This is a genomic window from Paenarthrobacter sp. MSM-2-10-13, from assembly GCF_011605365.1.
Lineage (GTDB): Bacteria > Actinomycetota > Actinomycetes > Actinomycetales > Micrococcaceae > Arthrobacter.
The window spans coordinates 143,172-167,187 of the sequence record NZ_JAAOXO010000008.1 but is presented as its reverse complement, the minus strand read 5'-3'; the positions used below and the strand labels follow the sequence as shown (position 1 = coordinate 167,187).

The window sequence follows — 24,016 nt, the reverse complement described above, 5'->3', positions numbered from 1 at the left end:
GGGCCCTAGTAGTCAATCCTGGAATCAAGCGTGTTCCATGTGGTGAACGGCTGGAGGGCCTCCGGAGCCTGGGGGTCGCCCAGTTCCAGCTTGGCTACCGGCATCAGCGCGTCCCGGTTGTCGTTCTCAAAGTATTCGTAGAAGACTGCGTCATCGAAGCCAACGGATGCGGCGTCGTGACGGTCTGCGGCAAAGAACACGCGGTCCACGCGTGCCCAGAGTGCGGAGGCCAAGCACATGGGGCATGGCTCGCAGCTGGTGTAGAGGGTTGCTCCGCTGAGATCGAAGGTACCCAGTTCGCGGCAGGCGTTACGGATTGCCGTGACTTCTGCGTGTGCGGTGGGATCGTTCGTGGCGGTGACGCGGTTGACGCCTTCGAAGGCTCGTCCGTCCGCGGTGACAATGACGGCGCCGAAGGGGCCCCCACTGTTGAGGACATTGGCTGTTGCCAGCTCAATGGATGTGGCCAGGAATTGCTCGGCCGTGACGGTTGTACTCATGTTGCGACTTCCTTAGTGCTGAGGAAGCCAGGTGACCTGTTTGGGGGCGCCACAGAGATGAGCTCCAGTTAGCTTGGTTACCAGGCTTCAGCATGTGCGATGAAGGTTAAGTTGCGCCTGGTAGATAGCTTCCCGGGGTCCGGGTGCCCGCCTTTGGCAGTTAGAGCGTAGCACCAGTTTGTGAGCCGCGCCATAGTTTTTTGAAAACTTAATTTCGTCATGCGAAATTACTTGCTCTGCGGTCCTGGTGCCCGAATATGACCGCAGCCCGCCCGCAAGCGTTGACTGCCGCCGTCGAGCATTTTACGCTTTTCGGACTGGGCCGCGTTCTGACGGTCCGGCAACCTGGATCAGCAGACAGGGCCTAACTGAGCTGGAACGCATACATGCCGACCAGACAAGGAACCTGTAATGACCACTCTTTGGATCAAGAACCCGCTGGGTATCTTCACCGCAAATGACCACGACGCCGGCGGCGGCCTGGTGGTTTCCGACTCCGGCACCATCATTGAGCTGGTGCCTTCGGGCGGGCAACCTTCTTCTCCCGCAACCGTTTTTGATGCATCCGGGCACGTGGTTCTCCCGGGGCTCATCAACACGCACCACCACTTCTACCAAACCCTCACCCGCGCCTGGGGTCCCGTGGCCAACGCGCCCCTGTTCCCCTGGTTGCAGAACCTCTACCCGGTATGGGCCCGGCTCACCCCGCGCAGCCTCGAACTAGCCGTGCAAGTGGCACTGGCCGAGCTGCTGCTTTCAGGCTGCACCACCGCCGCCGACCACCACTACCTCTTCCCCGACGGCATGGGAGACGCAATCGACATCGAGGTGGCCGCGGTCAGAGCCATGGGGATGCGGGCCACGCTGACCCGCGGCTCCATGACCTTGGGAGAGGACGACGGCGGGCTGCCGCCCAGGACCACGGTCCAGTCACCTGAGGCGATCCTTGCGGACAGCGAACGGCTGATTCGCAAGTATCACGAGACGGGTGACGGGGCAGTTGTTCAGATCGCCCTCGCCCCCTGCTCGCCATTCTCGGTGACCAAGGAAATCATGGCCGAAAGCGCTGCCATGGCCGAACGGTTCGACGTCCGGCTCCACACCCACCTTGCCGAAACGATCGACGAGGAAGACTTCTGCCAGTCCATGTTTGGGCTGCGGACCGTGGACTACCTGGAGTCCGTGGGCTGGCTGGGATCACGCACCTGGCTGGGTCACGGCATCCACTTCAACGACGAAGAAATTGCGCGGTTGGGTGCTGCCGGAACAGCGGTGGCCCACTGCCCGACGTCGAACATGCGCCTGGCATCCGGCACCGCGCGGGTCCTGGAACTCGAGGCTGCGGGTGTTCCCGTGGGGCTGGGAGTGGATGGTTCGGCGTCCAATGACGCTTCCAACATGATCCTTGAAGCCAGGCAGGCCCTGTATTTGCAGCGACTCCGCTACGGAGCGTCCGTTCCCGTGGAACGTGCACTCGGCTGGGCCACCCGTGGCTCCGCCGCAGTCCTGGGGCGCTCCGACATTGGCCAGTTGGCTCCGGGTCTCCAAGCAGACCTCGCCCTGTTCAAGCCGGACGAGCTGCGTTTCTCCGGCAGCCACGATCCCGTGGCAGCGTTATTGCTCTGCGGGGCTGACCGTGCTGATCGCGTGATGGTTGGGGGTGTTTGGCGGGTTGTTGATGGCGCGATTCCCGGGCTGGACGTGGCCGGGCTGATCGCTGAGCACTCGGCCGCGGCCCGGAAGCTGGTGGCGGGGTAGCTCCGGGGCGCTGAGGCCTCGCCCGATTCGATGGTTCGCTGCGTACTATGCCGTGCGTTCGGCACAGCACGCAGCGATTCCACGAATCGGGCGTTTTCCACATAGGGCAATTGGATCCTTTTCCCCGAGCCGCGCACCTTCGAGGCTGGTCAGATGACGAGGATTACCCAGCGCAAACTCCCTGAAGGTATGGATCTGTGGCGAACAGAAGAACTTCACGCTGCCGGATTCAATGATCGGAAAATTGCAGCCTTGGTGCGGAGCGGAGTTTTGGTCCGGCTTCGCCGAGGCTGTTACATCCGCGGCAGCACCTGGGAGGCGCAGAAACCCTGGATTCGAAGCCGTCAGCTGATTGCCGCACATGCCCACGGAACACTCACGACGGCGGCCGGCGGCTTTGTCTACAGCCACACCTCCGCCGCCCGCCTCCACGGCTTGTTTCTCTGGGATGTGGATGACCGCGTACACATCAACACCGTGACAACCCCATCCCGCACTTCGCACGGCGTTGACGTTATTCCACACACGCGGGCATTGAGTCCCCTAGAGGTGGAAACCGTGCAGGGCATGCCATGCACGTCCCTGGAACGAACCGTCGTGGACTGTTGCCTCATGCTCAACTTCAAGCAATGCCTCATCGTGGTGGACCACGCGCTCAGGATGGGTGCCAACGCCCTTGTTTTGCAGGACATGTGCCACAGCCTGGGTGGGCGGAATGGCGTCATTAATCTTCGAAGGGCTCTGGAGAATGCCGATCAAAAATCGGAATCACCAGGTGAAACGCTTACCCGTGAACTGATCCAACGGCTGGGAATCGCCATGCCTGAGCTGCAAGTTGAGGTAATTACCAATAAGGGCAAACACCGCCTGGACTTCGCGTGGCGTGCGAAGAGGTTGGCGTTGGAGTTTGACGGGAAGGTCAAGTACTTCGACTACGCCCCCACCGACGAAGTGATCTACCGGGAGCGCCAGCGCGAAAAGGCCCTCATGGAACTCGGCTGGAGGTTCATCCGGATCACGTGGCAGGACCTTTTCCGCGAGCACGAGTTCAAGGTTCGACTCCTGCGCGCTCTCCGGGGATAGGGCCACCCAATTCGTGGGCTCGCTGCGCACTCGATGTCGCGCACGGCGTCCTACACAGTGAAGGGTCGAAACGGGCGGCGGAGCGGAGGCGGGGCAGGCAGCATGCGGAAAGGCGGGCGATACCTCCCCAGGTATCGCCCGCCTCTTTGGCTCTGTTGCGCAGAGTCCGCGCCCCTAAGTGCCTAGGGGCGCTGCCGACCGAACACAGGGAGCGCGCGCAGCCAACGGGAGAACCCGCCGGCTTTGCGGTCGCAGTCGGCCGGAATGTAGAAGTCCGGATCTGTCGCACCGAAAGGCAGGTACAGCTCCTGACCCGGCGCCGGGAATTCCACGACGTTGTTCGTATCCTTCGAGTCCATCTGTTCCTCCTCTTTCTCATGCAACAGTTTCCGCTCTTCGGAAAACTTTTATTGTTATGTGGAAAGTGTAGGCAGTCGGTAAACGAGCCGTCAAGACCCCCGAGAAGCCATACCGAGTTGCCCCGGTCACATTTGGATGGTTCATAACGATCCACGGGAGCCCGTATACACAAGACGAAATAGTGCGCTACTCTCGAATGAGTTCGTGGCGTAGGTCACGTAACCTGAGAGCAGCAGGCAGGGTCGTAATGAGCTGGCATCAATGGATGTCGGCTCTTTTTTGTTGGGTCGGCTCCACCAGAAACGCAGTGGAAACACGCGCTTAATTTCATTGATGGAACCTAGGTTCCACCTCACAGAAGTTGGGATATGACCATGAGCAACAACATCGTCCTCGGCGAAAACCAGTACGGCAAAGCAGAAGTCCGCGTCGTCAAGGTCACCCGGGATACCGACCGCCACCACATCGAAGATTTGAACGTCACCTCGCAGCTGCGCGGTGACTTCCAGGCGGCCCACCTCGAAGGCGACAACGGCCACGTCGTTGCCACCGACACCCAGAAGAACACGGTTTACGCCTTCGCCCGTGAAGGCATCGGCTCACCCGAGTCCTTCCTGCTTCGCCTCGCAGACCACTTCACCGGCGGATTCGACTGGGTTACCGGTGGCCGCTGGGAAGCCGAAGCCTACAGCTGGGATCGCATCCAGGCCCACGGCGAGGGACACGACCACAGCTTCGTCCGCAACGGGCAAGAGGTGCGTACCGCCGTCGTCGTCCGTGATGGCGCAACCACGCACGTCATCAGCGGCCTCAAGGACCTGACCGTCCTGAAGACCACGCAGTCCGGTTTTATCGGCTACCCGCGCGACAAGTACACCACCCTGCCGGAGACCACCGACCGCATCCTGGCCACCGATGTATCCGCCCGCTGGCGCTACAACACCAACCTGGACTTCGCCGGCACGGACTTCAACAAGAGCTACGAGGACATCAAGGCACTCCTGCTTGAAGGCTTCACCGAGAACTACTCCCACGCACTGCAGCAGACGCTGTTCGACATGGGCAAGAAGGTCCTGGAAGCACACAGCGAAGTGGACGAGATCAAGTTCTCCATGCCCAACAAGCACCACTTCCTGGTTGACCTGAGCCCGTTCGGCCTGGACAACCCCAACGAGGTCTTCTTCGCCGCGGATCGCCCGTACGGCCTCATCGAAGCCACGGTCCAGCGCGAGAACATCGAGGCTGCACCGGTGGCATGGAGCGGCATCGCCGGCTTCTGCTAAACCCGCACCAAACGCGGACTAAGCCGCACCATCTCAAGGGTTTGTGTGCAGGTCCCCCCAACGGCGCCCCGTAAAGGCCGGACCTGCACACAATGCCAACCCCAAAAACCAAAGATTTGTTAGCCAGACACAGTTAGCCAGACGAAGACGTCTGCCATGAACCCAGAAAGTCTGCCATGAACATCAAGAAGAAGTCCCGCCCCGCGAATACCACCTCGTCCCGCGCAGAACGCGCAGGACGACCCGAGCGGCCCGAGGACAAGCGACTCTCCATCGGAAGCACCTTCGCTTACGGCTTCCAGCACGTCCTCACCATGTATGGCGGAATCATTGCCCCGCCCCTGATCATCGGCGCGGCGGCCGGCATGAACTCACAGGACATCGGCCTGTTGATCGCCGCCTGCTTGTTCGTTGGCGGCCTGGCCACCATCCTGCAAACGGTGGGCATCCCGTGGTTCGGCTCGCAGCTGCCGTTGGTCCAGGGCGTGTCGTTCGCCGGCGTCTCCACCATGGTGGCGATCGTCCAAGGTGGCGGCGGGATCCAAGCGGTGTTCGGATCAGTGATTGTTGCCTCGTTGATTGGCCTGGCAATCACACCCCTGTTCTCCAAGATCATCAAATTCTTCCCGCCCGTAGTTACCGGCACAGTCATCACCACCATTGGGCTCACCCTGATGCCGGTGGCCGCGAACTGGGCCATGGGTGGCAACGCCAAGGCTGACAACTACGGCAGCATGGCCAACATCGGCCTGGCCGCAGCAACCATGGGTGTTGTCCTGCTCCTGAGCAAGGTTGGCAACGCCGCCATCTCCCGGCTCTCCATCCTGCTGGCCATGGTCATCGGCACCATCATCGCGTTGATTGCGGGCATGGCTGACTTCTCCAAGGTTGGCCAGGGCGACATCGTCGCATTCCCCACGCCGTTCGCTTTCGGCGCTCCCACGTTTGAAATCGCCGCGATCATCTCCATGCTCATCGTCATCCTGGTGACCCTCACCGAAACCTCCGCGGACATCATCGCCGTGGGCGAGATCGTGGACACCAAGGTTGATTCACGCCGCATCGGCGACGGCCTCCGCGCAGACATGCTCTCCAGCGCCATCTCCCCGCTGTTCAACTCCTTCACGCAGAGTGCCTTCGCCCAGAACGTCGGCCTCGTGGCCATCACGGGCATCAAGAGCCGCTTCGTGGTCAGCGCCGGCGGCCTCATCCTGGTGATCCTCGGCCTCCTGCCGATTCTTGGGCGAGTAGTCGCAGCGGTTCCGACGCCCGTCCTGGGCGGCGCCGGCGTCGTGCTCTTCGGTACGGTGGCCGCCAGCGGTATCCGTACCCTGGCCAAGGTTGAGTACAAGAACAACATGAACCTGATCATCGTGGCGGCCTCGATTGGCTTCGGCATGATCCCGATCGCCGCCCCGAAGTTCTACGACCAGTTCCCCTCCTGGTTCGCCACGATCTTCCACTCCGGCATCAGCTCGGCAGCGGTCATGGCCATCCTGCTGAACATCCTCTTCAACCACTTCAAGGCCGGCAACTCGGACAACCAGTCGGTGTTTGTGGCGGGCACTGACCGCGTTGTCAGCGAAGAGGACATCAAGTGCCTCAGCGAAGGCGACCGCTTTGAGAACGGCAAGCTGATTGACGCCGACGGCAAGGAAGTCCCGCTCAAGACGTCCAGCGCTTCTGAGCACTAGCACCCTTCCGCAGATGACAGCAGGCGGCAGTGTTTTCCTTGGGGGACACTGCCGCCTGTTGTCGCCTTTGCATGGAATGTACGACGGCGGCACTCGCCTCTGCGGCTTGGCCACTAGCCCGCTCCAGGACCTCGCCGAAACGACAAAAGATGGCAATGTTTCTGGGAAACGTTGCCATCTTTTGCCATTCCGCGCGCGGGAGGCGGGGGTTAGTTTTGGTTGAGCTCCGCGGAGATCGCCAGGGCAGCCTCGCGCAGCATGGGCACGGCGCGGTCCGCGAAGCTCTGGTCAACGCGTGTGATCGGGCCCGAGACGGAGATCGCCGTCGGCGTGGGTGCGTTGGGAACGGCCATGGCGAAGCACCGGACGCCCAGTTCCTGCTCTTCCTCGTCGATGGAGTACCCACGCTCACGGATCAGTGCCAGGTCCGCAAGCAGGGAGTCGATGTCACCGATGCTCTTGGCCGTGGGAGTGGGCATGCCGGTGCGGGCCACGATGCCACGGACCACTTCGTCATCCAGCTGGGCGAGAATTGCTTTGCCCACGCCGGTGTCGTGCGTGTGGGCGCGCCGACCAACCTCGGTGAACATGCGCATGGAGTGCATGGACGGGACCTGGGCCACGTAAATGACCATGTCCGAGTCCAGGACGGCCATGTTGGAGGTCTCACCGAGGCGTTCCACCAGGATCTTCAGCTGCGGACGGGCCACGGCGCCGAGCTGCTTGCTGGCACCTTCGCCGAGGCGGATGAGGCGCGGCCCCAGGGCGTAGCGGCGGTTGGGGAGCTGACGGATGTAGCCCAACGAGACCAGCGTGCGGAGCAAGCGATGGATGGTGGGCAGGGGCAGGTCAGTGGACGACGAGAGTTCGCTCAACGTGACGTCTCCGCCCGCGTCCGTGATCAGTTCCAGCAGTTCAAAGACGCGCTCAACGGACTGCACGCCTCCGGAGGCTTTTTCAGCCATTCCCTTGTCTCCAATGACTTAGATTCCGACAACTCTTATCCGCATCGTGAAAAGAATTGCTTAGAACACCCAACATACAGCACGCGTGCAAGCTGCGCGATGACACCGAACATGACCAAGCAGGGGATTGTGTTTCCACTTTGTAGATAATAATATCCATAATACGAAAACATTTAGTTGGAACGGCGGCCCGGGAACGGGCCTAACAGGAGGAATTTCAATGGCGAATCCGAGCCCCGGAAACTCGATCACCCTGCGCGTCGCCGCACCGTCGAGCTTCACCGCAACCAGCGAACTTGCCGCAGCAGTCGGCGCCGCCGGTGCAGCAATCACCGCGCTGGACGTCACGGAATCCCACCACGAGAAGATCGTTGTTGACGTCACGTGCAACACCACCGATGACGACCACGCAGCCCGCGTGAAGGACGCTTTGAACGCCCTCGACGGCGTCACGGTCCAGCACGTTTCGGACCGCACCTTCCTCATGCACCTCGGCGGCAAGCTCGAGGTCGTCCCCAAAGTAGCCCTGCGCAACCGCGACGACCTCTCGCGTGCCTACACTCCCGGCGTCGCCCGCGTTTGCATGGCGATCGCAGAAGACCCGGCTGCCGCCCGCAACCTGACGGTCAAGCGCAACACCATCGCCGTCCTCACGGACGGTTCGGCCGTCCTGGGCCTGGGCAACATCGGCCCCGCCGCAGCCCTTCCCGTGATGGAAGGCAAGGCCGCACTGTTCAAGCAGTTCGCCAACGTTGACGCCTGGCCGGTCTGCCTGGACACCCAGGACACCGAGGAAATCATCATGATCGCCAAGGCCATGGCCCCGGTCTACGGTGGCATCAACCTCGAAGACATCGCCGCACCGCGCTGCTTTGAGATCGAGAACCGCCTCCGCGAAGAACTGGACATCCCGGTGTTCCACGATGACCAGCACGGCACCGCGATTGTCACCCTCGCTGCCCTGGTCAATGCACTCCGCGTTGTGGACAAGAAGCTCTCCGAGGTGAAGATCGTGGTGTCGGGCGTCGGCGCTGCCGGCTCGGCCATCATCCAGCTCCTCAAGGCCCAGGGCGCGCAGCACATCATCGCCGCCGGCCGCTCCGGCGCCATCCACTCCGGCGAAGAATACGGCGACGAGCACCGCAGCTGGATCGCCGCGAACACCAACGAAGAAGGCTTCTCCGGAAGCCTGCATGACGCCCTCAAGGGTGCGGACGTGTTCATCGGCGTCAGCGCCCCGCACGTGATCGGCGAAGAGCAGGTTGCCTCCATGGCCGAGGACGCAATTGTGTTCGCCATGGCCAACCCGACCCCGGAAATTGACCCCGTTGTAGCGTCCAAGCACGCAGCCGTGGTTGCTACCGGCCGCAGCGACTTCCCCAACCAGATCAACAACGTGCTGGCCTTCCCCGGCTTCTTCCGCGGGCTGCTGGACGCAGGGGCCTCGGACATCACCCCGAACATGCTGGTGGCCGCCGCCGAAGCAATTGCCAACCGGGTGGCTGACGATGAGCTCAACGCGAGTTACATTATCCCCAGCGTCTTCGATCCCCATGTTGCTGCCGATGTTGCTGCTGCGGTGGCAGCCGCCGCGCACGCAAACGCCGCCAGCGCGCTGTAGCACCAGCGCACCCTAGAAAAAGGAATCCGCTCACATGGCTATTACAGTCACTGATCCCCGGCCGATCGATCGCGCCGAGGAGATCCTCACCCCGGAGGCACTGGCCTTCATCGAAGAACTGCACACCCGCTTTGCCGGCACCCGCAATGACCTTCTGCAGGCCCGCAAGGCCACGCGCCAGCAGGTTGCGGACACCTCCCGCCTTGATTTCCTTCCGGAAACCCAGGACATCCGCGACGGCGACTGGAAGGTCGCTGAGGCACCGGCAGCTTTGCAGGACCGCCGCGTTGAGATGACGGGACCGGCCACCCCGGCCAAGATGGCCATCAACGCGCTGAACTCCGGCGCCAAGGTGTGGCTGGCTGACCTCGAAGACGCCAGCACGCCCACGTGGCCGAACGTCATCGACGCCATCCTCAACCTCCGCGACGCTGCCCGGGGCACTTTGAGCTTCACCTCCCCCGAGGGCAAGGAATACCGCCTCCGCACGGACGCTCCCCTGGCAGTTGTGGTGGCCCGCCCCCGCGGCTGGCACATGGAGGAAAGCCACATACTGCTGGACGGCTCCCCCGCCGTGGGCGCGCTGGTGGACTTCGGCCTGCACTTCTTCCACATCGCCAAGCAGTTGCTGGAAAACGGTCACGGCCCGTACTACTACCTGCCCAAGATGGAGAGCCATCTGGAGGCACGCCTCTGGAACGACGTCTTTGTGTTCGCCCAGGATTACCTCGGCGTTCCCCAGGGCAGCGTCCGCGCCACCGTGCTGATCGAAACCATTCCGGCAGCGTTCGAAATGGACGAGATCCTCTACGAACTGCGTGACCACGCAAGCGGCCTCAACGCCGGCCGTTGGGACTACCTCTTCAGCATCATCAAGTACTTCCGTGATGCCGGCGAAGAGTTCGTGCTCCCGGACCGCGCCACCGTTGCCATGACAGCGCCGTTCATGCGCGCCTACACCGAACTCCTGGTCAAGACCTGCCACAAGCGCGGCGCCTTCGCCATGGGTGGCATGGCCGCCGTCATCCCCAACCGCAAGCAGCCGGACGTCACCGCCGCAGCCTTCGACAAGGTCCGCGCCGACAAGACCCGCGAAGCAAACGACGGCTTCGACGGCTCCTGGGTAGCCCACCCGGACCTGGTCCCCACCTGTCGTGAAGTCTTCGACTCCGTGCTGGGCGACCGGCCCAACCAGCTGGACAAGCAGCGCCCCGAGGTGAACGTCACCGCTGAGCAGCTGATCGACGTCGCCTCCGCCGGCGGCACCGTCACCGAGGCAGGCCTGCGCCTGAACCTCTACGTCGCCGTCGCCTACACCGGCGTGTGGATTTCCGGCAGCGGCGCAGTTGCCATCCACAACCTGATGGAAGACGCAGCGACGGCGGAGATCTCCCGCTCGCAGGTCTGGCAGCAGCTGCGGAACAAGTCCATCCTGGCGGACACGGGCAACACTGTTACCCGCGAACTGGTGACCAGGATCCTGGGCGAGGAAACCGAACGCCTGCGCATTGAATTCGGCGACGAAAACTTCGCAAAGTACTACGAGCCTGCGTCCAAGCTGGTCGAGGACATCTGCTTGTCCGACGATTACACGGACTTCCTCACCACGCCCGCGTATGAGTTGGTGGGCTGATGAGTTCCTTGACGCCCGCAGACCTGGCCCACATCGAGTCGCAGCTTGAAGCGACCGACCAGTTGCTGGACCGCAACTACCCCGGCGACGACGGCTCGCGCCAGCCCATCCACACCGTCTACATCCCGGCCGATCGCTTCACGCCCACCTTCGTGGCGGACTGGGGCAAGCAGGCGCTCGCGACGGCGGAAGCCCACGGTGGCCTGGAAAAGCTCGGTCAGTTGTTGGGGCAGGAGCCTGACTTGGCTGCCGCCGTTGCGGAGCGTGTAGCTGCGAAGCTTTCTGCCGAACCGATCGAGGACCTGCGTTTGGACTTCGAAGACGGCTACGGTGACCGCGGCGACGAGGCAGAAGACGCCGACGCCGTTGCTGCCGCCCAGGCTGTTGCCGCTGCAGTTGCGGCCGGAACAGCTCCGCCGTTCATCGGCATCCGCTTCAAATGCTTCGAAGCCCCCACTCGGGCCCGTGGCCTGCGCACGCTGGACCTCTTCGTCTCCACGTTGGCTGCCGCCGGGGAGCTCCCCGCAGGGCTGATCCTTACCTTGCCCAAGGTCACCACCGTGGCCCAGGTGCAGGCCATGGACTTCGCAGTGTCCCGCCTTGAGGAAGTCCTGGGACTCCCCGCTGGCCGGCTCCGTTTTGAGGTGCAGGTGGAAACGCCGCAGCTCATCATCGGCGCAGACGGGAACTCTCCCGTGGCGCAGCTCCCCCACGTGGTTCCGGGCCGCATCAGCGCCCTGCACTACGGGACCTACGACTACAGCGCTTCGCTCGGAATTTCCGCGGAATACCAGTCCATGGAGCACCCAGTGGCCGACTTCGCCAAGCAGGTCATGCAGCTCGCTGTCGCCGGCACGGGCATCCGCCTGTCCGACGGTTCCACCAACATCATCCCCGTGGGTGACGCTGTTGAAGACGCCTGGAAGCTGCATGGCCGCTTGGTCCGCCGCTCACTGGAAAACGGCTACTACCAGGGCTGGGACCTCCACGCCGCGCAGCTGCCCAGCCGCTTCTCGGCGTCGTACGCTTTCTACCGCGAAGGCTTGCCCACCGCGGCCCTGCGCCTCCGCAACTACGTGGAGCGCACAGAAGGCGGCGTCATGGACGAGCCCGCCACGGCCCGCGCGTTGGCCGGCTTCGTCCTCCGCGGCGTCCAGTGTGGCGCAGTGGGGACCGACGAGGTCAAGGCGCTTGCCGGCGTCGAACTTTCACAGCTGACCGCGCTGGCGCACCCGCGGCTCGCACAACCGACTTCCCACTGACAGGAGCATCTCGCATGGGCAACTACTACTACCCACAAGGCGGCCTGCCGCCGCAAACCCACCTGACCACGGAACGGGCAATCGTCACCGAGGCGTACACGGTGATCCCCAAGGGCGTCATGACGGACATCGTCACCAGCAACCTGCCGGGCTTCTCCAACACGCGTTCATGGATCATCGCGCGGCCAATCTCCGGCTTTGCCACCACGTTCTCTCAGCTGATCGTGGAGATCGCCCCGGGTGGCGGCGCACCGAAGGCCGAGTTCGAGTCCGGCGTTGAAGGCGTCATCTTCGTGACCAAGGGCCAGGTCAACCTCACCCTCGACGGCGAGCTGCACCACCTTGAAGAGGGCGGCTACGCCTACCTCGCAGCCGGAGCAGAGTGGGGCCTGGAAAACGTGTCCGACGACATCGTGTCCTTCCACTGGATCCGCAAGGCCTACGAGCGGCTTGAAGGCTTCGAGGCCAAGTCCTTCGTCACCAATGAGAAGGACGTGGAGCCCACCTCCATGCCGGACACCAACGACGTATGGAAGACCACGCGCTTCACGGACTCCAGCGACCTCGCCCACGACATGCAGGTCAACATCGTCACGTTCCAGCCCGGCGGTGTGATCCCCTTCCCGGAGACGCACGTCATGGAGCACGGCCTGTACGTCCTGGAGGGCAAGGCCATGTACTTGCTCAACAACGACTGGGTTGAGGTGGAGGCCGGCGACTTCATGTGGCTGCGCGCGTTCTGCCCGCAGGCTTGCTACGCCGGTGGTCCGGGCGAGTTCCGTTACCTGCTGTACAAGGACATGAACCGCCAGGTGAAGCTCACCTGATGTGCGCCGAGATCGCCGGAAAGCTGCCAGTTCGCTGGAGCTATCCGGCGATTTCGCGTTTCTCCGGCGAACTCAGCGATTCTGGTGACGGCGGCGGCCCACAGCGAGCCCGGCCCAGAACGCGAGGACCAACTGGCCCAGGACTGTCACGGCGAGCCCGAGCTGCGTCCCTTGGCTGACCATGGCCGCGCCGTTCCCGATGAACACTGTCTCGCTCAGCGGCGCATAGGCGAACCAGCCGAAGTCCGTGCTCTGGTTGTTCCACGCCACCACCACCCCCACGATCACGGCTATCAAGCCCAGCAAAGGCACGACGACGGCAGAGACTCTGCGTGCAGGCCGCGGTGTGTTGTGTTCCCCAAGTGTGTTGTTGTCCCCCATGTGCCCGAGTCTAGTATGCGTCCCCACCTACCCAACTGAGTCGCAGTTAAGCGCGTTTTGAGTCCTCTAAACGCGCTCTGCTGCGACCTAGTTGGGTTTGGCGGGGGCGCCGGCGATTCTGTAAGACTCCTGGAGCAGTTCGTCGAGCTCGTCCGTCTCGATTCGTTCGAGCCGGACCAGCAGGAGCTTCGGGGATTGCTCGTGATGCGGGGTCCAGAAGAAGGTATCCGGTTCCATGGCTGCGAGCGCCTCGCGTTCATCAGTCTTGACCGTGACAACCCCCTCTTCCCAGATCCGTGCCATGAGGGACTTGGCAAACCATGCCGGCTGCCCCCAGCTCAGTCGTTCGCTGACGCCCGGCATGTCCAGGCAGATTCTCCTGACATCCTCTTCTGTGGCCATGGTTCACTGTGGCATTGGCGTTCATGCTGCCGCAAGCGACTTCGCCGGAAACGTGCTTGACCGCTGGAGGTGTGCGAGACCGCCGGACCTCTCCGGCGAAGTCGCACTGCTCCGGCGAAGTCGCGCGGGGGCGGGTGGGGCTGGTGTGGGCCTTGGGTAGAGTGCACCCATGGATGACAAAGCCACGCTGCTCACTTATTTGCGACTCCGCAGGGCGGACCTGCTGGGGAAATTGGACGGCCTCAGTGAATACGATGCCCGGAGACCCATGACCCCCACGGGGACCAATCTGCTGGGGCTCGTGAAGTACGTAGCCAGTGTGGAGTTGGGGTATTTCGGGGAGACTTTCGGCCGGCCAAGCGGGCGCGACCTGCCCTGGTTGGCCGATGATGCCGAACCGGATTCGGACATGTGGGTTCCGGCAACGGAGAGCCGCGAGGAAATCCTGGATCTCCATTATTTCTCCGCCAAACACAGCGATGAAACCATCAGATCCCTCCCCTTGGATGCGCCGGGTGCGGTGCCATGGTGGTCGGAGGAGAAGAAGAACGTGACGCTGCACCAGATTCTGGTTCACATGTGTGTTGAGACAGCCCGGCACGCTGGGCACGCGGACATCATCCGCGAACTAATTGACGGCTCCATGGGGCAGGGGCCTGGGGATCCGAACATCCCCAGCCGGACCACGGAAGAATGGGCAGCCCACCGTGCACGCATTGAACAGGCAGCCCTGGAGGCGGGCAACAAGATCTAAACCTTCACAGCCCCCGCATATGTTGGGCAAACCTCCGGCGTAGCCTCGCTCCGTAGAAATGAGGCATGACTTCTCCGCAGACTGAACACCGTAAGGGCGGCCGGACACGGCGCGCCGTGATCTCCGCCGTTCTGGCGGTCACTCTCTCTGCCGGGGGTGCCGCCGCCTGGGCCCTGGACCGGTTTGTGGTCCCACACGCTGAGATCACCAACGTCTCCGAATACGAGGCGAGCCAGGCCGGCACCACAACAACAACGACGGCGGATGAGGCTTCCGCAGAAACGTCGGCGAGCGCCGTGGTCACCGATACGTCCTACGCCTCCGGGGACACGGGGGTCACCATCTCCACGGTGACCACAGGCACCGGTGACGACACCGTGACGTACTACGTTGCCGACGTCGTGCTTGATGATGCCACCACGCTGAAGTCGGCGTTTGCCGAGGACACGTACGGCGAGAACATCACCGAAACTACATCCGCGATCGCCGAGGACCATAACGCCATTTTCGCGATCAACGGCGACTATTACGGCTTCCGGGACACCGGCATCGTGATCCGTAACGGCGTGGTGTACCGGGACGAGGGCGCGCGGCAGGGCTTGGCGTTCTACAAGGACGGCACGGTCAAGGTTTACGACGAGACCACAACTACCGCTGATCAGCTCATCGCGGACGGCGTGTGGAACACGCTCTCGTTCGGGCCGTCGCTGCTGGACAACGGTCAGATCGCGTCCGGCATCGAGGACGTGGAGGTTGATACGAACTTCGGCAACCACTCCATCCAGGGCGAACAGCCGCGCACCGCTGTAGGTGTCATCGATGAGAACCACCTGGTGTTCGTGGTGGTGGATGGCCGCAGCCCCGGCTACAGCTCCGGCGTCACCATGTCCGGCCTGGCCCAGATCATGAAGGACCTGGGCGCCACCACCGCGTACAACATGGACGGCGGCGGCTCCTCCACCATGTACTTCAACGGCTCCCTGGTGAACAACCCGCTCGGCGAAAACAAAGAGCGCGGCACCTCGGACATCCTCTACATCGCCCAGTCATGATCATCCTGATACCGGCGTACGAGCCGGACCACCACCTCCCTGCCCTTGTCCGTAACCTTCAGGAGGCCGATCCGTGGCTCACCATCGTGGTGGTGGATGACGGTTCCGGGCCTGCCCATAAAGAAACGTTCGACGACGCCGCGCGGCTTGGGTGCCATGTGCTCAGTTACGCCGTGAACAGCGGCAAGGGCCACGCCCTGAAGAGCGGTTTCGCCTTCATCGCCGAGCACTTCCCGGGCCAAGACGTGGTCTGTGCTGACAGCGACGGACAACACGGAGTGGCCGACATTCTTGCCGTTGCCGACCGCGTCCGTCACGTCACGGCTGCAATGGTCCTGGGTTGCCGGAACTTCACAGGTAACGTCCCGGCCCGGAGCCGATTCGGCAATACAGTGACCCGGGGTCTGTTCAGGCTCGCCACCGGCCAAGGGATCACGGACACGCAAACCGGCCTCCGCGGGTACCGGGCTGACATGCTCCCGTGGTTGCTGACCGTGCGCGGCGAACGCTACGAGTACGAGCTGAACCTGCTGCTCGAGTCGAAGCAAGCCGGCTACGGCATCGTCACAGTGGAGATCGCAACCGTCTACCTGGACCACAATTCGGGCTCGCATTTCCGGCCCATCGCCGACTCCATCAGGATCTACGCCCCGCTGCTGAAGTTCCTGGGGTCCTCGCTGTCCGCATTCGTGGTGGACCTGGTGATGTTCCTGATCTTCAGCGCGCTCACGGACTCGCTGCTTCTGGCGGTGGTGGGAGCCCGTCTGGTCAGTGCCACGGTGAATTTCCTCATCAACCGCCGGATGGTCTTTGAGCACGGCAGGGACACCTCGTTCCGCGCCGCCGCCACAGGATACGTTGCGCTGGTTGTGGTCCTCCTGTCCGCAAACTACGCCGCTATGTGGACCCTCACCTCCCTCGCCGTTCCAGACGTGCTGGCTAAGCTTGCCACCGAGATGACGCTGCTGGGAGTCAGCTATGCAGTACAACAGCGCTTCCTGTTTGCGCGCAAGGGACATGCCGCGTCAACGGTTCACGCCGCCCAAACAACAGGGCCCAAACCATTGGAACCGACCGTGGTCGAAACACATATCCCAGCCTTGGTCCCGGCACAGTTTCAGCACAGCATGGCCGGGAAAAGTGGAGATCAATCCCCCAAGAGATTCCGGAGTAACCGATGAACACCATCATCCTCATCGCGGCAGACCTGGCCGCCATCACCATTTTGACGCTTGCCCTCTACCTCCGCCGGCACAGGCGCCGCGACCTGGTTGTTTCTTACCTGGGCATGAACGTCGGCGTCCTGGCAGTCGCCACGGCATTGTCCGGTTCGGCCGCAGGCGTTGGCTTGGGGCTGGGTTTGTTTGGTGTTCTCTCCATCATTCGGCTCCGGTCCACGGAACTGGCCCAGCACGAGGTGGCCTACTACTTCTCGGCGTTGGCGCTGGGCTTGATCGCAGGCATCGGCGTCGAACCTCTCTGGCTGACGCTGTCCCTCATGGCGTTGGTCCTGCTGGTGATGTTCGTCGGCGACAACCCCCGGGTCCTCCCGGCCTACCGCCACCAGGTGGTGGTGCTGGACCGGGCCATCAACAACGAACCCGAGCTCTACGCCCGGCTGGAAGAAGTCCTCCACGGCACTGTCCACTCGGCCACCATTCAGGAACTGGACCTGGTGAACGACAAAACGATCGTGGACGTACGATACGCGGTGCGGCCCCTCCATGAGGACCTATCCCAGCCGCGGCACGCCCAGCTTGGCTTCAACCAACCAGCCGGTGCGTTGACCCCGGCTCCGGAGGAACTCCCGGCCCAGTCCGCGCAGCCGGTTCAGCCGGCTCACTCCGCTCAGCCAGCACCCCAGCACACCCAGCAATCCGTACCCACCTCGGCCGGTGTCGCATGAGCCGCATCGACGCCGAACCGATCATCCCGCAACTGAGCCAGCTTCCCGCCGTCGGGCTTGAAGAGCTCACTACCGAAGCCGCCCTGCTGACCCGGGTGGACCGAAAGTATCTGGTTCCTTCGGCAACGGCACGCAAGGTCCTGAGCACCTTCAGCTCCGAGGCCCGGGTCTTGGACATGGACGGGAACCGCACGTTCGCTTACGACTCCGTGTACTTCGACACCGCCGAGTTGGACAGCTACATGCTCGCCGCACACGGCAGGCGAAGGCGGTTCAAGATCCGTACCCGCACCTACCTGGACAGCGCGGTCAGCTTCCTGGAAGTGAAGACCGAAGGCGCTCGCGAGGCCACCGTCAAGGAGCGCATCCCCTATGAGATGGGCGACCGCGACCGGCTCACGGAAGAGGGCCTGGCCTACGTGAATGAGACGCTGGCCGCGGCCATCGGTGACATGAGCATCGGACCGCTGGAGCCGGTGCTTTCCACCCGCTACGACCGCACCACACTCTTCCTCCCCGAGTCCGGAAGCCGCGCGACCATCGACTCCGACGTCACGTGGCAAAGCCCAGACGGCCATCCCTGGGTGTTGGACAACGCGGTGGTGGTGGAGACGAAGTCCGGCTCAGCGCCCGGCCCTTTGGACAAGCACCTGTGGGCACACGGCGTCCGGCCTTGCCGCATCTCCAAGTTCGCCACCGGCATGGCCGCACTCCACCCCGAGCTTCCGGCCAACCGCTGGAATCAAACCCTTCGACGCAGGATGCCCCTGCGCCCCCTCCACTGACATTCCCTCCACAGACTTTCCCTCCACAGACTTAGGAATCCACTATGCGCTCCTTCCGCACTTCCCTTTCCGTTGCCGCCGTCGCCCTGGCCATTTCCTTGGCCGGCTGCTCCACGGCCGCCACCAGCTCAACGTCCACCGGCACCACCGGCACGTCAACCAGCACCACCCAGCAGGCCGTAACGGCCGGGACCATTGAAGAAGACACCCACTACGACAGCGACGACCTCACGTGGGACGCCGCAACGGAAGTGGCAATCAGCCTGTCCGACGGCGGCAGTAAAGTGACGTCGTCGTCCTCCACCGGCGTGGCTGTAGACGGCAACACCGTCACCATCAGCGCCGCGGGAACGTACCGCCTCAGCGGCTCGCTGAGCGACGGGCAGATCGTGGTTGCAGCCGGTGAGGAGGATACGGTTCGCATCATTCTGGACGGCGTGGAACTGGGCAACTCCACCGGCTCGCCGTTTGTAGTGCAGAGCGCCGACGAAGCGATCGTGTACTTGGACGAGGGCAGCACCAACACGTTAACGGATGCCACCACCTACGCCGACCAGGGCGAGGACTCCCCCAACGCAGCCCTCTACTCCATGGCGGACCTGACCATCGCCGGGACCGGTGCCCTCACCGTCAACGGGAAATCCAACGACGGCATCGTTTCCAAGGACGGCCTGGTGATGGCTGCCGGCAAGGTCACCGTGGACGCCGTGGACGACGGCATTCGCGGCAAGGACTACACAGTGCTGCTGGACGGCGCGTACCAGGTGACCGCAGGCGGTGACGGCGTGAAGGCAGACAACGACACCGACGAGGGGCGGGGGTGGCTGTTGGTCAGCGGCGGCTCGTTGACAGTCAACGCGGGCGACGACGGCGTGAAGGCGTTCAACACCCTCACCGTTTCCGGCGGAACAGTCACCGTGGCCGAGTCGGAGGAAGGACTGGAAGCGCAGCACATTGTGGTCTCCGGCGGCGACGTCACCGTCACAGCGAACGACGACGGCGTGAACGCCTCGGGTGGCTCTTCGACCAGTACCGATGCGGGCACGGCAGGCGGCGGAGGTCCAATGGGTGGCGGTATGGGCGGCGGGGAGACCGTTGGCGACTACACCGTGGACGTCTCCGGCGGAAACCTCACCATCAACTCAGAAGGTGACGGCCTGGACTCCAACGGCAACGCCAGCATTTCCGGCGGGACCGTGGTGGTCAACGGCCCCACCAACGACGGCAACGGGGCCTTGGATGTGAACGGTGAACTGACCGTGACCGGCGGCACCGTAGCAGCGGCAGGCAGTGCCGGAATGGCGGTGACCCCGGGTACCTCTTCCACGCAGTCCGGTGTGCAGTTGACCTTCGACTCTTCGGTGTCTTCCGGCACGCCTGTGCACATCGTCGACGCCACGGGAGCGGTGGTGGCGACATTCGTGACCACCAAAACCATCGCATCCCTGGTGTTCTCCTCCGCCGCGATCACCGACGGTGCGACGTACACGGTGTACACGGGAGGCAGTGCTGACACGGAAGCCGGCGTCACCACAGGCTCCATCGGCGGCGCAGAAGAACAAGGCACCGCGACCGCGGGCCAGTACACGCAGGCCCAAGGTCCCGGTGGTGGCGGCGGCCGCTGGTAAGTCAGACAATGGGGGACTGGATTTCGGACCAGTCCCCCATTGACGTGTTTCAGAGTGTTGCTTAGGTTTAATTTGTTAGCGCTAACACAGCCCATCAGCAAGGAACTACGTGAGCAACCAAACCCAATCCCCGGTGAAGTCACCACTCTTCAGGGACCCCATCGAGGACGGTGCCGCAGATCCCACCGTCATCTACAACCCGCGCGAGCAGGCCTGGTGGATGATCTACACCAACCGCCGCACCACGGTCCCGTTCGAGGACGGACTCAGCTGGCTCTACGGTTCCAAGCTCGGAGTTGCATCATCCACGGACGGCACACACTGGGACTACCGCGGAACCCTTGAGGGCCTTGACTTCGAATGGGGCCACAACACTTTCTGGGCACCCGAAGTCTTCGAGCACGCGGGCACTTTCCACATGTACGTCAGCTACATCCGCGGCATCCCCGCCCACGGCAATCCGCATTCCATGGAAATCCACCACTACACCAGCCCGGACCTTCTGGCATGGACCCACCACGGATTAGTTCCGCTGAGCTCCAACCGGGTCATCGACGCCTGCGTGCACCCACACCCCGGCGGCGGATTCCGCATGTGGTTTAAGGACGAGGTGCAAGGCTCGGAAACCTGGGCGGCGGACAGCGACAACCTCTTCGATTGGAAGGTCCGGGGCCACGTACTGACCACACCCTCGGGCCACGAAGGGGCCAACGTTTTCCGCCTGGGCGGCTGGTACTGGATGATCGTGGACACGTGGTCCGGCCAGGAAGTGTACCGCTCTGACGATCTCGATTCATGGGAGAAACAAGGGGTCATCCTGGACGCAGCCATCGGCGACACCTTCGCACGGACCGATGATGTGGGGCCGGGTCTCCACGCAGACGTGGTTGTCAACCATGGCCGCGGATGGATCTTCTACTTCACGCACCCCAGCCGCGCCGGTGCGAGCCACCCGACTGTCGAGAGCCGGCGGTCATCGGTGCTCGTTGCCGAACTCACCGTCCATGAGGGCGTGCTGCAGTGCGATCGGAACGCGGACAGCCTGCTGGTACTGAAGCAGCCCGAGAGCGCGTAGCTTCGCAACAGGGCTCGACGACGGTAAGCGACGTGCCGCCGTCGGGCGCTCCCGCACGAGCAATCCGCCCTTAATAAACCGCACCCGCAAACTTGATGCGAACTTGAGCCAATCGAAAAGCTTCCTTGATATAGCAGCGCCACGCTGGAAGCACGAAGCACCAATACCAAGGGGTTTCGGCAACGAATTCCAGATATGAAACACAACGATGTGGGGGAAGCAATGGAACAGGCATCAGCACTCACCGAGGTGATAGCCATCAAAGGCATCATCCAGGACCAGCACCCCGTGGATTTCTATGCGCTGGGTGTCGCCGGATGCATCGACCGGCTTGCTGCACCGCTTCGGCGCGAGGGCGTCACCGTCCATTGGCACACCCCGCACCACGGCATCGAGATCTCCTCCTCAGCCGCCGCCCTCCTGTATCACGTGGCTCAGGAGACCTTCAGCAACACCCTCAATTACGCCAATGCCAGCGAGCTCACGGTCCGACTCAACGCCGTCTACCACGGCATCCAGCTCACCATCACGGACGACGGCTGCGGTTTCGAAATCCACGCCGCGCCCAGCGGCCGCAGGCACGGATTCGGATTGCTTCTGATGTCCATAGCAGTACACGACGCCGGCGGGACAGTAGACATCGACTCCGCGGTTGGGCGGGGCACCAGTGTGAGGGTCACTCTGCCGCTGGATTGAGTCCTATTTGGGACCATATTCGGGCGCCCAACCCGTAGCCGCGCAGCTTTGCCGGACGTATTCTATAGCTACTTTTCAGCGGGGTTATCCCTACGGATTGGCACGAAAATGGCGCGGAACAAGGGTCCAAAGATAGGTCTTGGCAAGGTCCTTTTGAGGGTCTTCGGGTTCTTCTTCGTGAGCACCCTCTGCGGAGTTCTGATCACAGGATTCCTGGCACCCGTGGTTGCTTTCACCAGCACCACCGTGGGCGGTTCCCTCGGGTTCTATCAAAGTTTGCCGAGCGAGCTGAACGTTGATTCACCTTCGCTTTCCAGCACCGTGGTCTCCGCGGACGGGCAGCTCATTGCCACCTTCTATGCGGAGAACCGGGTAAAGGTCCCGCTGGAGGAGATGTCCCCGTTCATCCGCGAAGCGATCATCGCCATTGAGGACAACCGCTTCTACGAGCACGCGGGCGTGGACGCCCAAGGCATCATGCGGGCGCTGAGTTCCAACCTGACACAGGGCACCCGGCAAGGCGCCTCCACCTTGACGCAGCAGTACGTCACCAATGTGCTCAACGAGTCCCGCTTATCCGAGGGGCGTCCGGAGGATGTGGTGCTCAGCGGGCAGAAGACCGTGGGTGACAAACTGCGCGAAGTGAAGCTCGCACTTGAGCTGGAAAAGCGGTTCAGCAAGGATCAGATTCTGGAGGGATACCTGAACATAGTGTTCTTCAACCGGAACGCCTACGGCATCGAAGCTGCATCCCGCTATTTCTTCAGCACCTCCGCGATGGACCTGACCCTGCCGCAAGCAGCCCTCCTGGCTGGTCTGGTCAATGGCCCCAGCATTTACGACCCCATTGTGGATCCTCAGGCTGCACTCAACCGGCGCAACCTGGTGCTGGACCGGATGCTGGCACAGGGCAAGATCACGGCTGTGGATCACGGCGTCGCTGTAGCCTCTCCCCTTGAGCTCGACGTCACCCCGTCCCTGCAAGGTTGCGCGGGTACCTCGTTTGCCACCTACTTCTGTGACTACGTCTCCCACCTCATCCTTAACGACGAGGCCTACGGTGACACCGTGGAGGAACGTGAACGCTTCCTCTACCGTGGCGGATTGACCATCACCACCACCTTGGACAGCCGGCTCCAGAACGCCGCGCAGGAGCAAGTTGACGCCTCCGCCGGCGACAACCCGGATAAATGGGGCGCCGCGATGAGCACCGTCCAGCCGGGCACAGGCAAGATCCTTGCGATGGCCCAAAACACGGTGTTCGTTCCCCAGGAAGGAAAATACGATACCCAACTGAACTTCAACGTCGATGCCAAAGACGAGAACGGCTACGACCTCAATGGCGCAGGCGGCTTCCAGCCCGGTTCCACCATGAAACCGTTCATTTACGCCGAATGGCTCAATGAAGGCAAGAATCCCACTGCAGTTGTTGACGCTTCCCGCCGGGTCTATCCAGTCGGTTTCCCGTGGCGCTCAAGCTGCGGCAGGGTCCTTGGGGGTTACAGCACCGCGCAGAAAGCCCAGAACCTTGGCGCCGATGACGACCTGCAAAACAACGACGCCGGCTACTACCGGCCAATGCCCATCAACTACGGCCTTTACAACTCCATCAACACGGCCACTTTCGCCACCGCAGCCCAATTGGATTTCTGCGGGATCCAAAAAATGGTGGACACCGTGGGCCTGCACAGCGGCTTGGACAACGCACCGGTCAACATGCACCAGATCGGCAATCTCCTTGGCTCCATTGGAGTGGCCCCTGTGGTCCTGGCGAGCGCCTACGCCACCTTCGCCAACGACGGCACCTACTGCAAGCCCATTGCCATCACCGAGATCAGCGATGCCCAAGGACGCCAGTTCCAAGCCCAGACCCCTGAGTGCAGGGAGGCAGTGAAGCCAGCCGTGGCGCGGGGCGTCAACGCCGTCCTGCAGGATGTTCTCAAGATGGGCTCGGGCGTTTATATCGAACCCAAAGTTCAGAGTCAGGCTCCGGTGGCGGCAAAAACAGGCACGTCCAATAACAACGGCGCCACCTGGGTGGCCGGCTACACCACAACTCTTGCAACGGCGTCGTTCTTCGGGGACACGACGGCGGGCCAGCAGCGAGCCGGGCAAAACGTCACCATCAACGGCAAGTTCTACAAGTCCTTGGATGGCTACATGATCGCCGGCCCACAGTGGGCCAACTACATGATGACAGCCACGTCCCTATACCCGAGCGGGCCTTTCCCGGCACCGGCCCCTCCCCCAGCGCCCACCCCGTCGACACCGCAGCCCACGCGCCGCTGACCCCACGCGTTGCACCCACCTTGCCTCGCGTTGCGAGGCCCGCTCTCCACACAATTCCAAGG

22 protein-coding genes are annotated in these 24,016 nt (G+C 62.8%); 17 read left to right on the top strand and 5 right to left on the bottom strand.

Going from position 1 to position 24,016, the window contains the following annotated elements; genetic code table 11:
• Nucleotides 1–5 precede the first annotated feature (5 nt).
• On the bottom strand, nt 6–500 hold the full coding sequence (locus tag HAV21_RS15820; protein WP_142937997.1) for a nucleoside deaminase: 495 nt from the start codon (nt 498–500) through the stop codon (nt 6–8).
• Between the two features lie 411 nt (nt 501–911).
• Between HAV21_RS15820 and HAV21_RS15815 the strand changes: the two genes are divergently transcribed.
• Nucleotides 912–2,258 (top strand): 8-oxoguanine deaminase, encoded by a 1,347-nt coding sequence (locus HAV21_RS15815; RefSeq protein WP_166842408.1) that lies wholly within the window; start codon nt 912–914, stop codon nt 2,256–2,258.
• Between the two features lie 153 nt (nt 2,259–2,411).
• Nucleotides 2,412–3,341 carry a type IV toxin-antitoxin system AbiEi family antitoxin domain-containing protein gene (locus tag HAV21_RS15810; protein ID WP_166842407.1) on the top strand — a complete coding sequence of 310 codons (930 nt, stop codon included), beginning with the start codon at nt 2,412–2,414 and terminating at the stop codon, nt 3,339–3,341.
• A 182-nt stretch (nt 3,342–3,523) separates the two neighbouring features.
• On the opposite strand, the gene HAV21_RS15805 is transcribed toward HAV21_RS15810, so the two are convergent.
• Nucleotides 3,524–3,700 (bottom strand): hypothetical protein, encoded by a 177-nt coding sequence (locus HAV21_RS15805; protein ID WP_014922716.1) that lies wholly within the window; start codon nt 3,698–3,700, stop codon nt 3,524–3,526.
• 369 nt (nt 3,701–4,069) lie between these two features.
• Between HAV21_RS15805 and pucL the strand changes: the two genes are divergently transcribed.
• Both pucL and HAV21_RS15795 read left to right on the top strand, forming a co-directional pair.
• Nucleotides 4,070–4,984 (top strand): factor-independent urate hydroxylase, encoded by a 915-nt coding sequence (gene pucL / locus HAV21_RS15800; RefSeq protein ID WP_208096951.1) that lies wholly within the window; start codon nt 4,070–4,072, stop codon nt 4,982–4,984.
• 176 nt (nt 4,985–5,160) lie between these two features.
• Nucleotides 5,161–6,678, top strand: coding sequence for a nucleobase:cation symporter-2 family protein (locus tag HAV21_RS15795; RefSeq protein WP_187697098.1), 1,518 nt, complete (start codon nt 5,161–5,163; stop codon nt 6,676–6,678).
• A gap of 209 nt (nt 6,679–6,887) precedes the next feature.
• Here HAV21_RS15795 and HAV21_RS15790 read toward each other — a convergent pair whose 3' ends face one another.
• A complete protein-coding gene (locus tag HAV21_RS15790; protein WP_166842405.1) occupies nt 6,888–7,643 on the bottom strand; it encodes an IclR family transcriptional regulator in 756 nt (251 codons plus the stop codon).
• A 220-nt stretch (nt 7,644–7,863) separates the two neighbouring features.
• On the opposite strand from HAV21_RS15790, the gene HAV21_RS15785 reads away from it, so the two are divergent.
• From HAV21_RS15785 to HAV21_RS15770, 4 genes are read left to right on the top strand one after another with little or no spacing between them, the layout of a single operon-like run.
• The gene (locus HAV21_RS15785; protein WP_142937992.1) at nt 7,864–9,264 is read left to right on the top strand and encodes an NAD-dependent malic enzyme; all 1,401 of its coding nucleotides are present in this window, start codon (nt 7,864–7,866) and stop codon (nt 9,262–9,264) included.
• Nucleotides 9,265–9,298: 34 nt separating this feature from the next.
• Nucleotides 9,299–10,897 (top strand): malate synthase A, encoded by a 1,599-nt coding sequence (gene aceB, locus HAV21_RS15780; RefSeq protein ID WP_166842404.1) that lies wholly within the window; start codon nt 9,299–9,301, stop codon nt 10,895–10,897.
• On the top strand, nt 10,897–12,159 hold the full coding sequence (locus tag HAV21_RS15775) for an aldolase (protein ID WP_166842403.1): 1,263 nt from the start codon (nt 10,897–10,899) through the stop codon (nt 12,157–12,159). The genes aceB and HAV21_RS15775 overlap by 1 nt, the downstream gene beginning before the upstream one ends.
• Nucleotides 12,160–12,173: 14 nt before the next feature.
• The gene (locus tag HAV21_RS15770; RefSeq protein ID WP_166842402.1) at nt 12,174–12,986 is read left to right on the top strand and encodes a bifunctional allantoicase/(S)-ureidoglycine aminohydrolase; all 813 of its coding nucleotides are present in this window, start codon (nt 12,174–12,176) and stop codon (nt 12,984–12,986) included.
• Between the two features lie 72 nt (nt 12,987–13,058).
• On the opposite strand, the gene HAV21_RS15765 is transcribed toward HAV21_RS15770, so the two are convergent.
• Together HAV21_RS15765 and HAV21_RS15760 are read right to left on the bottom strand one after the other, a co-directional pair.
• Entirely contained in the window at nt 13,059–13,367 is a 309-nt protein-coding gene (locus tag HAV21_RS15765; RefSeq protein ID WP_166842401.1) for a hypothetical protein, read from the bottom strand.
• Nucleotides 13,368–13,454: 87 nt separating this feature from the next.
• Nucleotides 13,455–13,769 (bottom strand): MmcQ/YjbR family DNA-binding protein, encoded by a 315-nt coding sequence (locus HAV21_RS15760; RefSeq protein ID WP_142937988.1) that lies wholly within the window; start codon nt 13,767–13,769, stop codon nt 13,455–13,457.
• 169 nt (nt 13,770–13,938) lie between these two features.
• Here HAV21_RS15760 and HAV21_RS15755 point away from each other — a divergent pair, with 169 nt between their 5' ends.
• The 9 genes from HAV21_RS15755 to HAV21_RS15715 all read left to right on the top strand — a co-directional run bounded on the left by HAV21_RS15755 (nt 13,939) and on the right by HAV21_RS15715 (nt 23,954).
• Nucleotides 13,939–14,523, top strand: coding sequence for a DinB family protein (locus tag HAV21_RS15755; RefSeq protein WP_166842400.1), 585 nt, complete (start codon nt 13,939–13,941; stop codon nt 14,521–14,523).
• Between the two features lie 65 nt (nt 14,524–14,588).
• The gene (locus HAV21_RS15750) at nt 14,589–15,575 is read left to right on the top strand and encodes a phosphodiester glycosidase family protein (protein ID WP_166842399.1); all 987 of its coding nucleotides are present in this window, start codon (nt 14,589–14,591) and stop codon (nt 15,573–15,575) included.
• Nucleotides 15,572–16,756 carry a bifunctional glycosyltransferase family 2/GtrA family protein gene (locus HAV21_RS15745; protein WP_166842398.1) on the top strand — a complete coding sequence of 395 codons (1,185 nt, stop codon included), beginning with the start codon at nt 15,572–15,574 and terminating at the stop codon, nt 16,754–16,756. Before HAV21_RS15750 ends, HAV21_RS15745 begins: the two co-directional genes overlap by 4 nt.
• Nucleotides 16,753–17,481 carry a DUF4956 domain-containing protein gene (locus HAV21_RS15740; protein ID WP_166842397.1) on the top strand — a complete coding sequence of 243 codons (729 nt, stop codon included), beginning with the start codon at nt 16,753–16,755 and terminating at the stop codon, nt 17,479–17,481. The genes HAV21_RS15745 and HAV21_RS15740 overlap by 4 nt, the downstream gene beginning before the upstream one ends.
• The gene (locus tag HAV21_RS15735; protein WP_166842396.1) at nt 17,478–18,266 is read left to right on the top strand and encodes a polyphosphate polymerase domain-containing protein; all 789 of its coding nucleotides are present in this window, start codon (nt 17,478–17,480) and stop codon (nt 18,264–18,266) included. The genes HAV21_RS15740 and HAV21_RS15735 overlap by 4 nt, the downstream gene beginning before the upstream one ends.
• A 44-nt stretch (nt 18,267–18,310) precedes the next feature.
• A complete protein-coding gene (locus HAV21_RS15730) occupies nt 18,311–19,894 on the top strand; it encodes a carbohydrate-binding domain-containing protein (protein WP_166842395.1) in 1,584 nt (527 codons plus the stop codon).
• Between the two features lie 109 nt (nt 19,895–20,003).
• Nucleotides 20,004–20,969: a family 43 glycosylhydrolase gene (locus HAV21_RS15725; protein WP_202979307.1), complete on the top strand. Its 966-nt coding sequence runs from the start codon at nt 20,004–20,006 to the stop codon at nt 20,967–20,969.
• A gap of 195 nt (nt 20,970–21,164) precedes the next feature.
• Nucleotides 21,165–21,665, top strand: a complete 501-nt coding sequence (locus HAV21_RS15720; RefSeq protein WP_165450172.1) for an ATP-binding protein — start codon at nt 21,165–21,167, stop codon at nt 21,663–21,665.
• A 108-nt stretch (nt 21,666–21,773) separates the two neighbouring features.
• Entirely contained in the window at nt 21,774–23,954 is a 2,181-nt protein-coding gene (locus HAV21_RS15715; protein ID WP_166842394.1) for a transglycosylase domain-containing protein, read from the top strand.
• Nucleotides 23,955–24,016: the final 62 nt, after the last annotated feature.

Coding starts and splice junctions, on each gene's coding strand:
- HAV21_RS15820 (WP_142937997.1), bottom strand. CDS start 500: ATGAGTACAACCGTCACGGCCGAGCAATTCCTGGCCACATCCATTGAG.
- HAV21_RS15815 (WP_166842408.1), top strand. CDS start 912: ATGACCACTCTTTGGATCAAGAACCCGCTGGGTATCTTCACCGCAAAT.
- HAV21_RS15810 (WP_166842407.1), top strand. CDS start 2,412: ATGACGAGGATTACCCAGCGCAAACTCCCTGAAGGTATGGATCTGTGG.
- HAV21_RS15805 (WP_014922716.1), bottom strand. CDS start 3,700: ATGGACTCGAAGGATACGAACAACGTCGTGGAATTCCCGGCGCCGGGT.
- pucL (WP_208096951.1), top strand. CDS start 4,070: ATGACCATGAGCAACAACATCGTCCTCGGCGAAAACCAGTACGGCAAA.
- HAV21_RS15795 (WP_187697098.1), top strand. CDS start 5,161: ATGAACATCAAGAAGAAGTCCCGCCCCGCGAATACCACCTCGTCCCGC.
- HAV21_RS15790 (WP_166842405.1), bottom strand. CDS start 7,643: ATGGCTGAAAAAGCCTCCGGAGGCGTGCAGTCCGTTGAGCGCGTCTTT.
- HAV21_RS15785 (WP_142937992.1), top strand. CDS start 7,864: ATGGCGAATCCGAGCCCCGGAAACTCGATCACCCTGCGCGTCGCCGCA.
- aceB (WP_166842404.1), top strand. CDS start 9,299: ATGGCTATTACAGTCACTGATCCCCGGCCGATCGATCGCGCCGAGGAG.
- HAV21_RS15775 (WP_166842403.1), top strand. CDS start 10,897: ATGAGTTCCTTGACGCCCGCAGACCTGGCCCACATCGAGTCGCAGCTT.
- HAV21_RS15770 (WP_166842402.1), top strand. CDS start 12,174: ATGGGCAACTACTACTACCCACAAGGCGGCCTGCCGCCGCAAACCCAC.
- HAV21_RS15765 (WP_166842401.1), bottom strand. CDS start 13,367: ATGGGGGACAACAACACACTTGGGGAACACAACACACCGCGGCCTGCA.
- HAV21_RS15760 (WP_142937988.1), bottom strand. CDS start 13,769: ATGGCCACAGAAGAGGATGTCAGGAGAATCTGCCTGGACATGCCGGGC.
- HAV21_RS15755 (WP_166842400.1), top strand. CDS start 13,939: ATGGATGACAAAGCCACGCTGCTCACTTATTTGCGACTCCGCAGGGCG.
- HAV21_RS15750 (WP_166842399.1), top strand. CDS start 14,589: ATGACTTCTCCGCAGACTGAACACCGTAAGGGCGGCCGGACACGGCGC.
- HAV21_RS15745 (WP_166842398.1), top strand. CDS start 15,572: ATGATCATCCTGATACCGGCGTACGAGCCGGACCACCACCTCCCTGCC.
- HAV21_RS15740 (WP_166842397.1), top strand. CDS start 16,753: ATGAACACCATCATCCTCATCGCGGCAGACCTGGCCGCCATCACCATT.
- HAV21_RS15735 (WP_166842396.1), top strand. CDS start 17,478: ATGAGCCGCATCGACGCCGAACCGATCATCCCGCAACTGAGCCAGCTT.
- HAV21_RS15730 (WP_166842395.1), top strand. CDS start 18,311: ATGCGCTCCTTCCGCACTTCCCTTTCCGTTGCCGCCGTCGCCCTGGCC.
- HAV21_RS15720 (WP_165450172.1), top strand. CDS start 21,165: ATGAAACACAACGATGTGGGGGAAGCAATGGAACAGGCATCAGCACTC.
- HAV21_RS15715 (WP_166842394.1), top strand. CDS start 21,774: ATGGCGCGGAACAAGGGTCCAAAGATAGGTCTTGGCAAGGTCCTTTTG.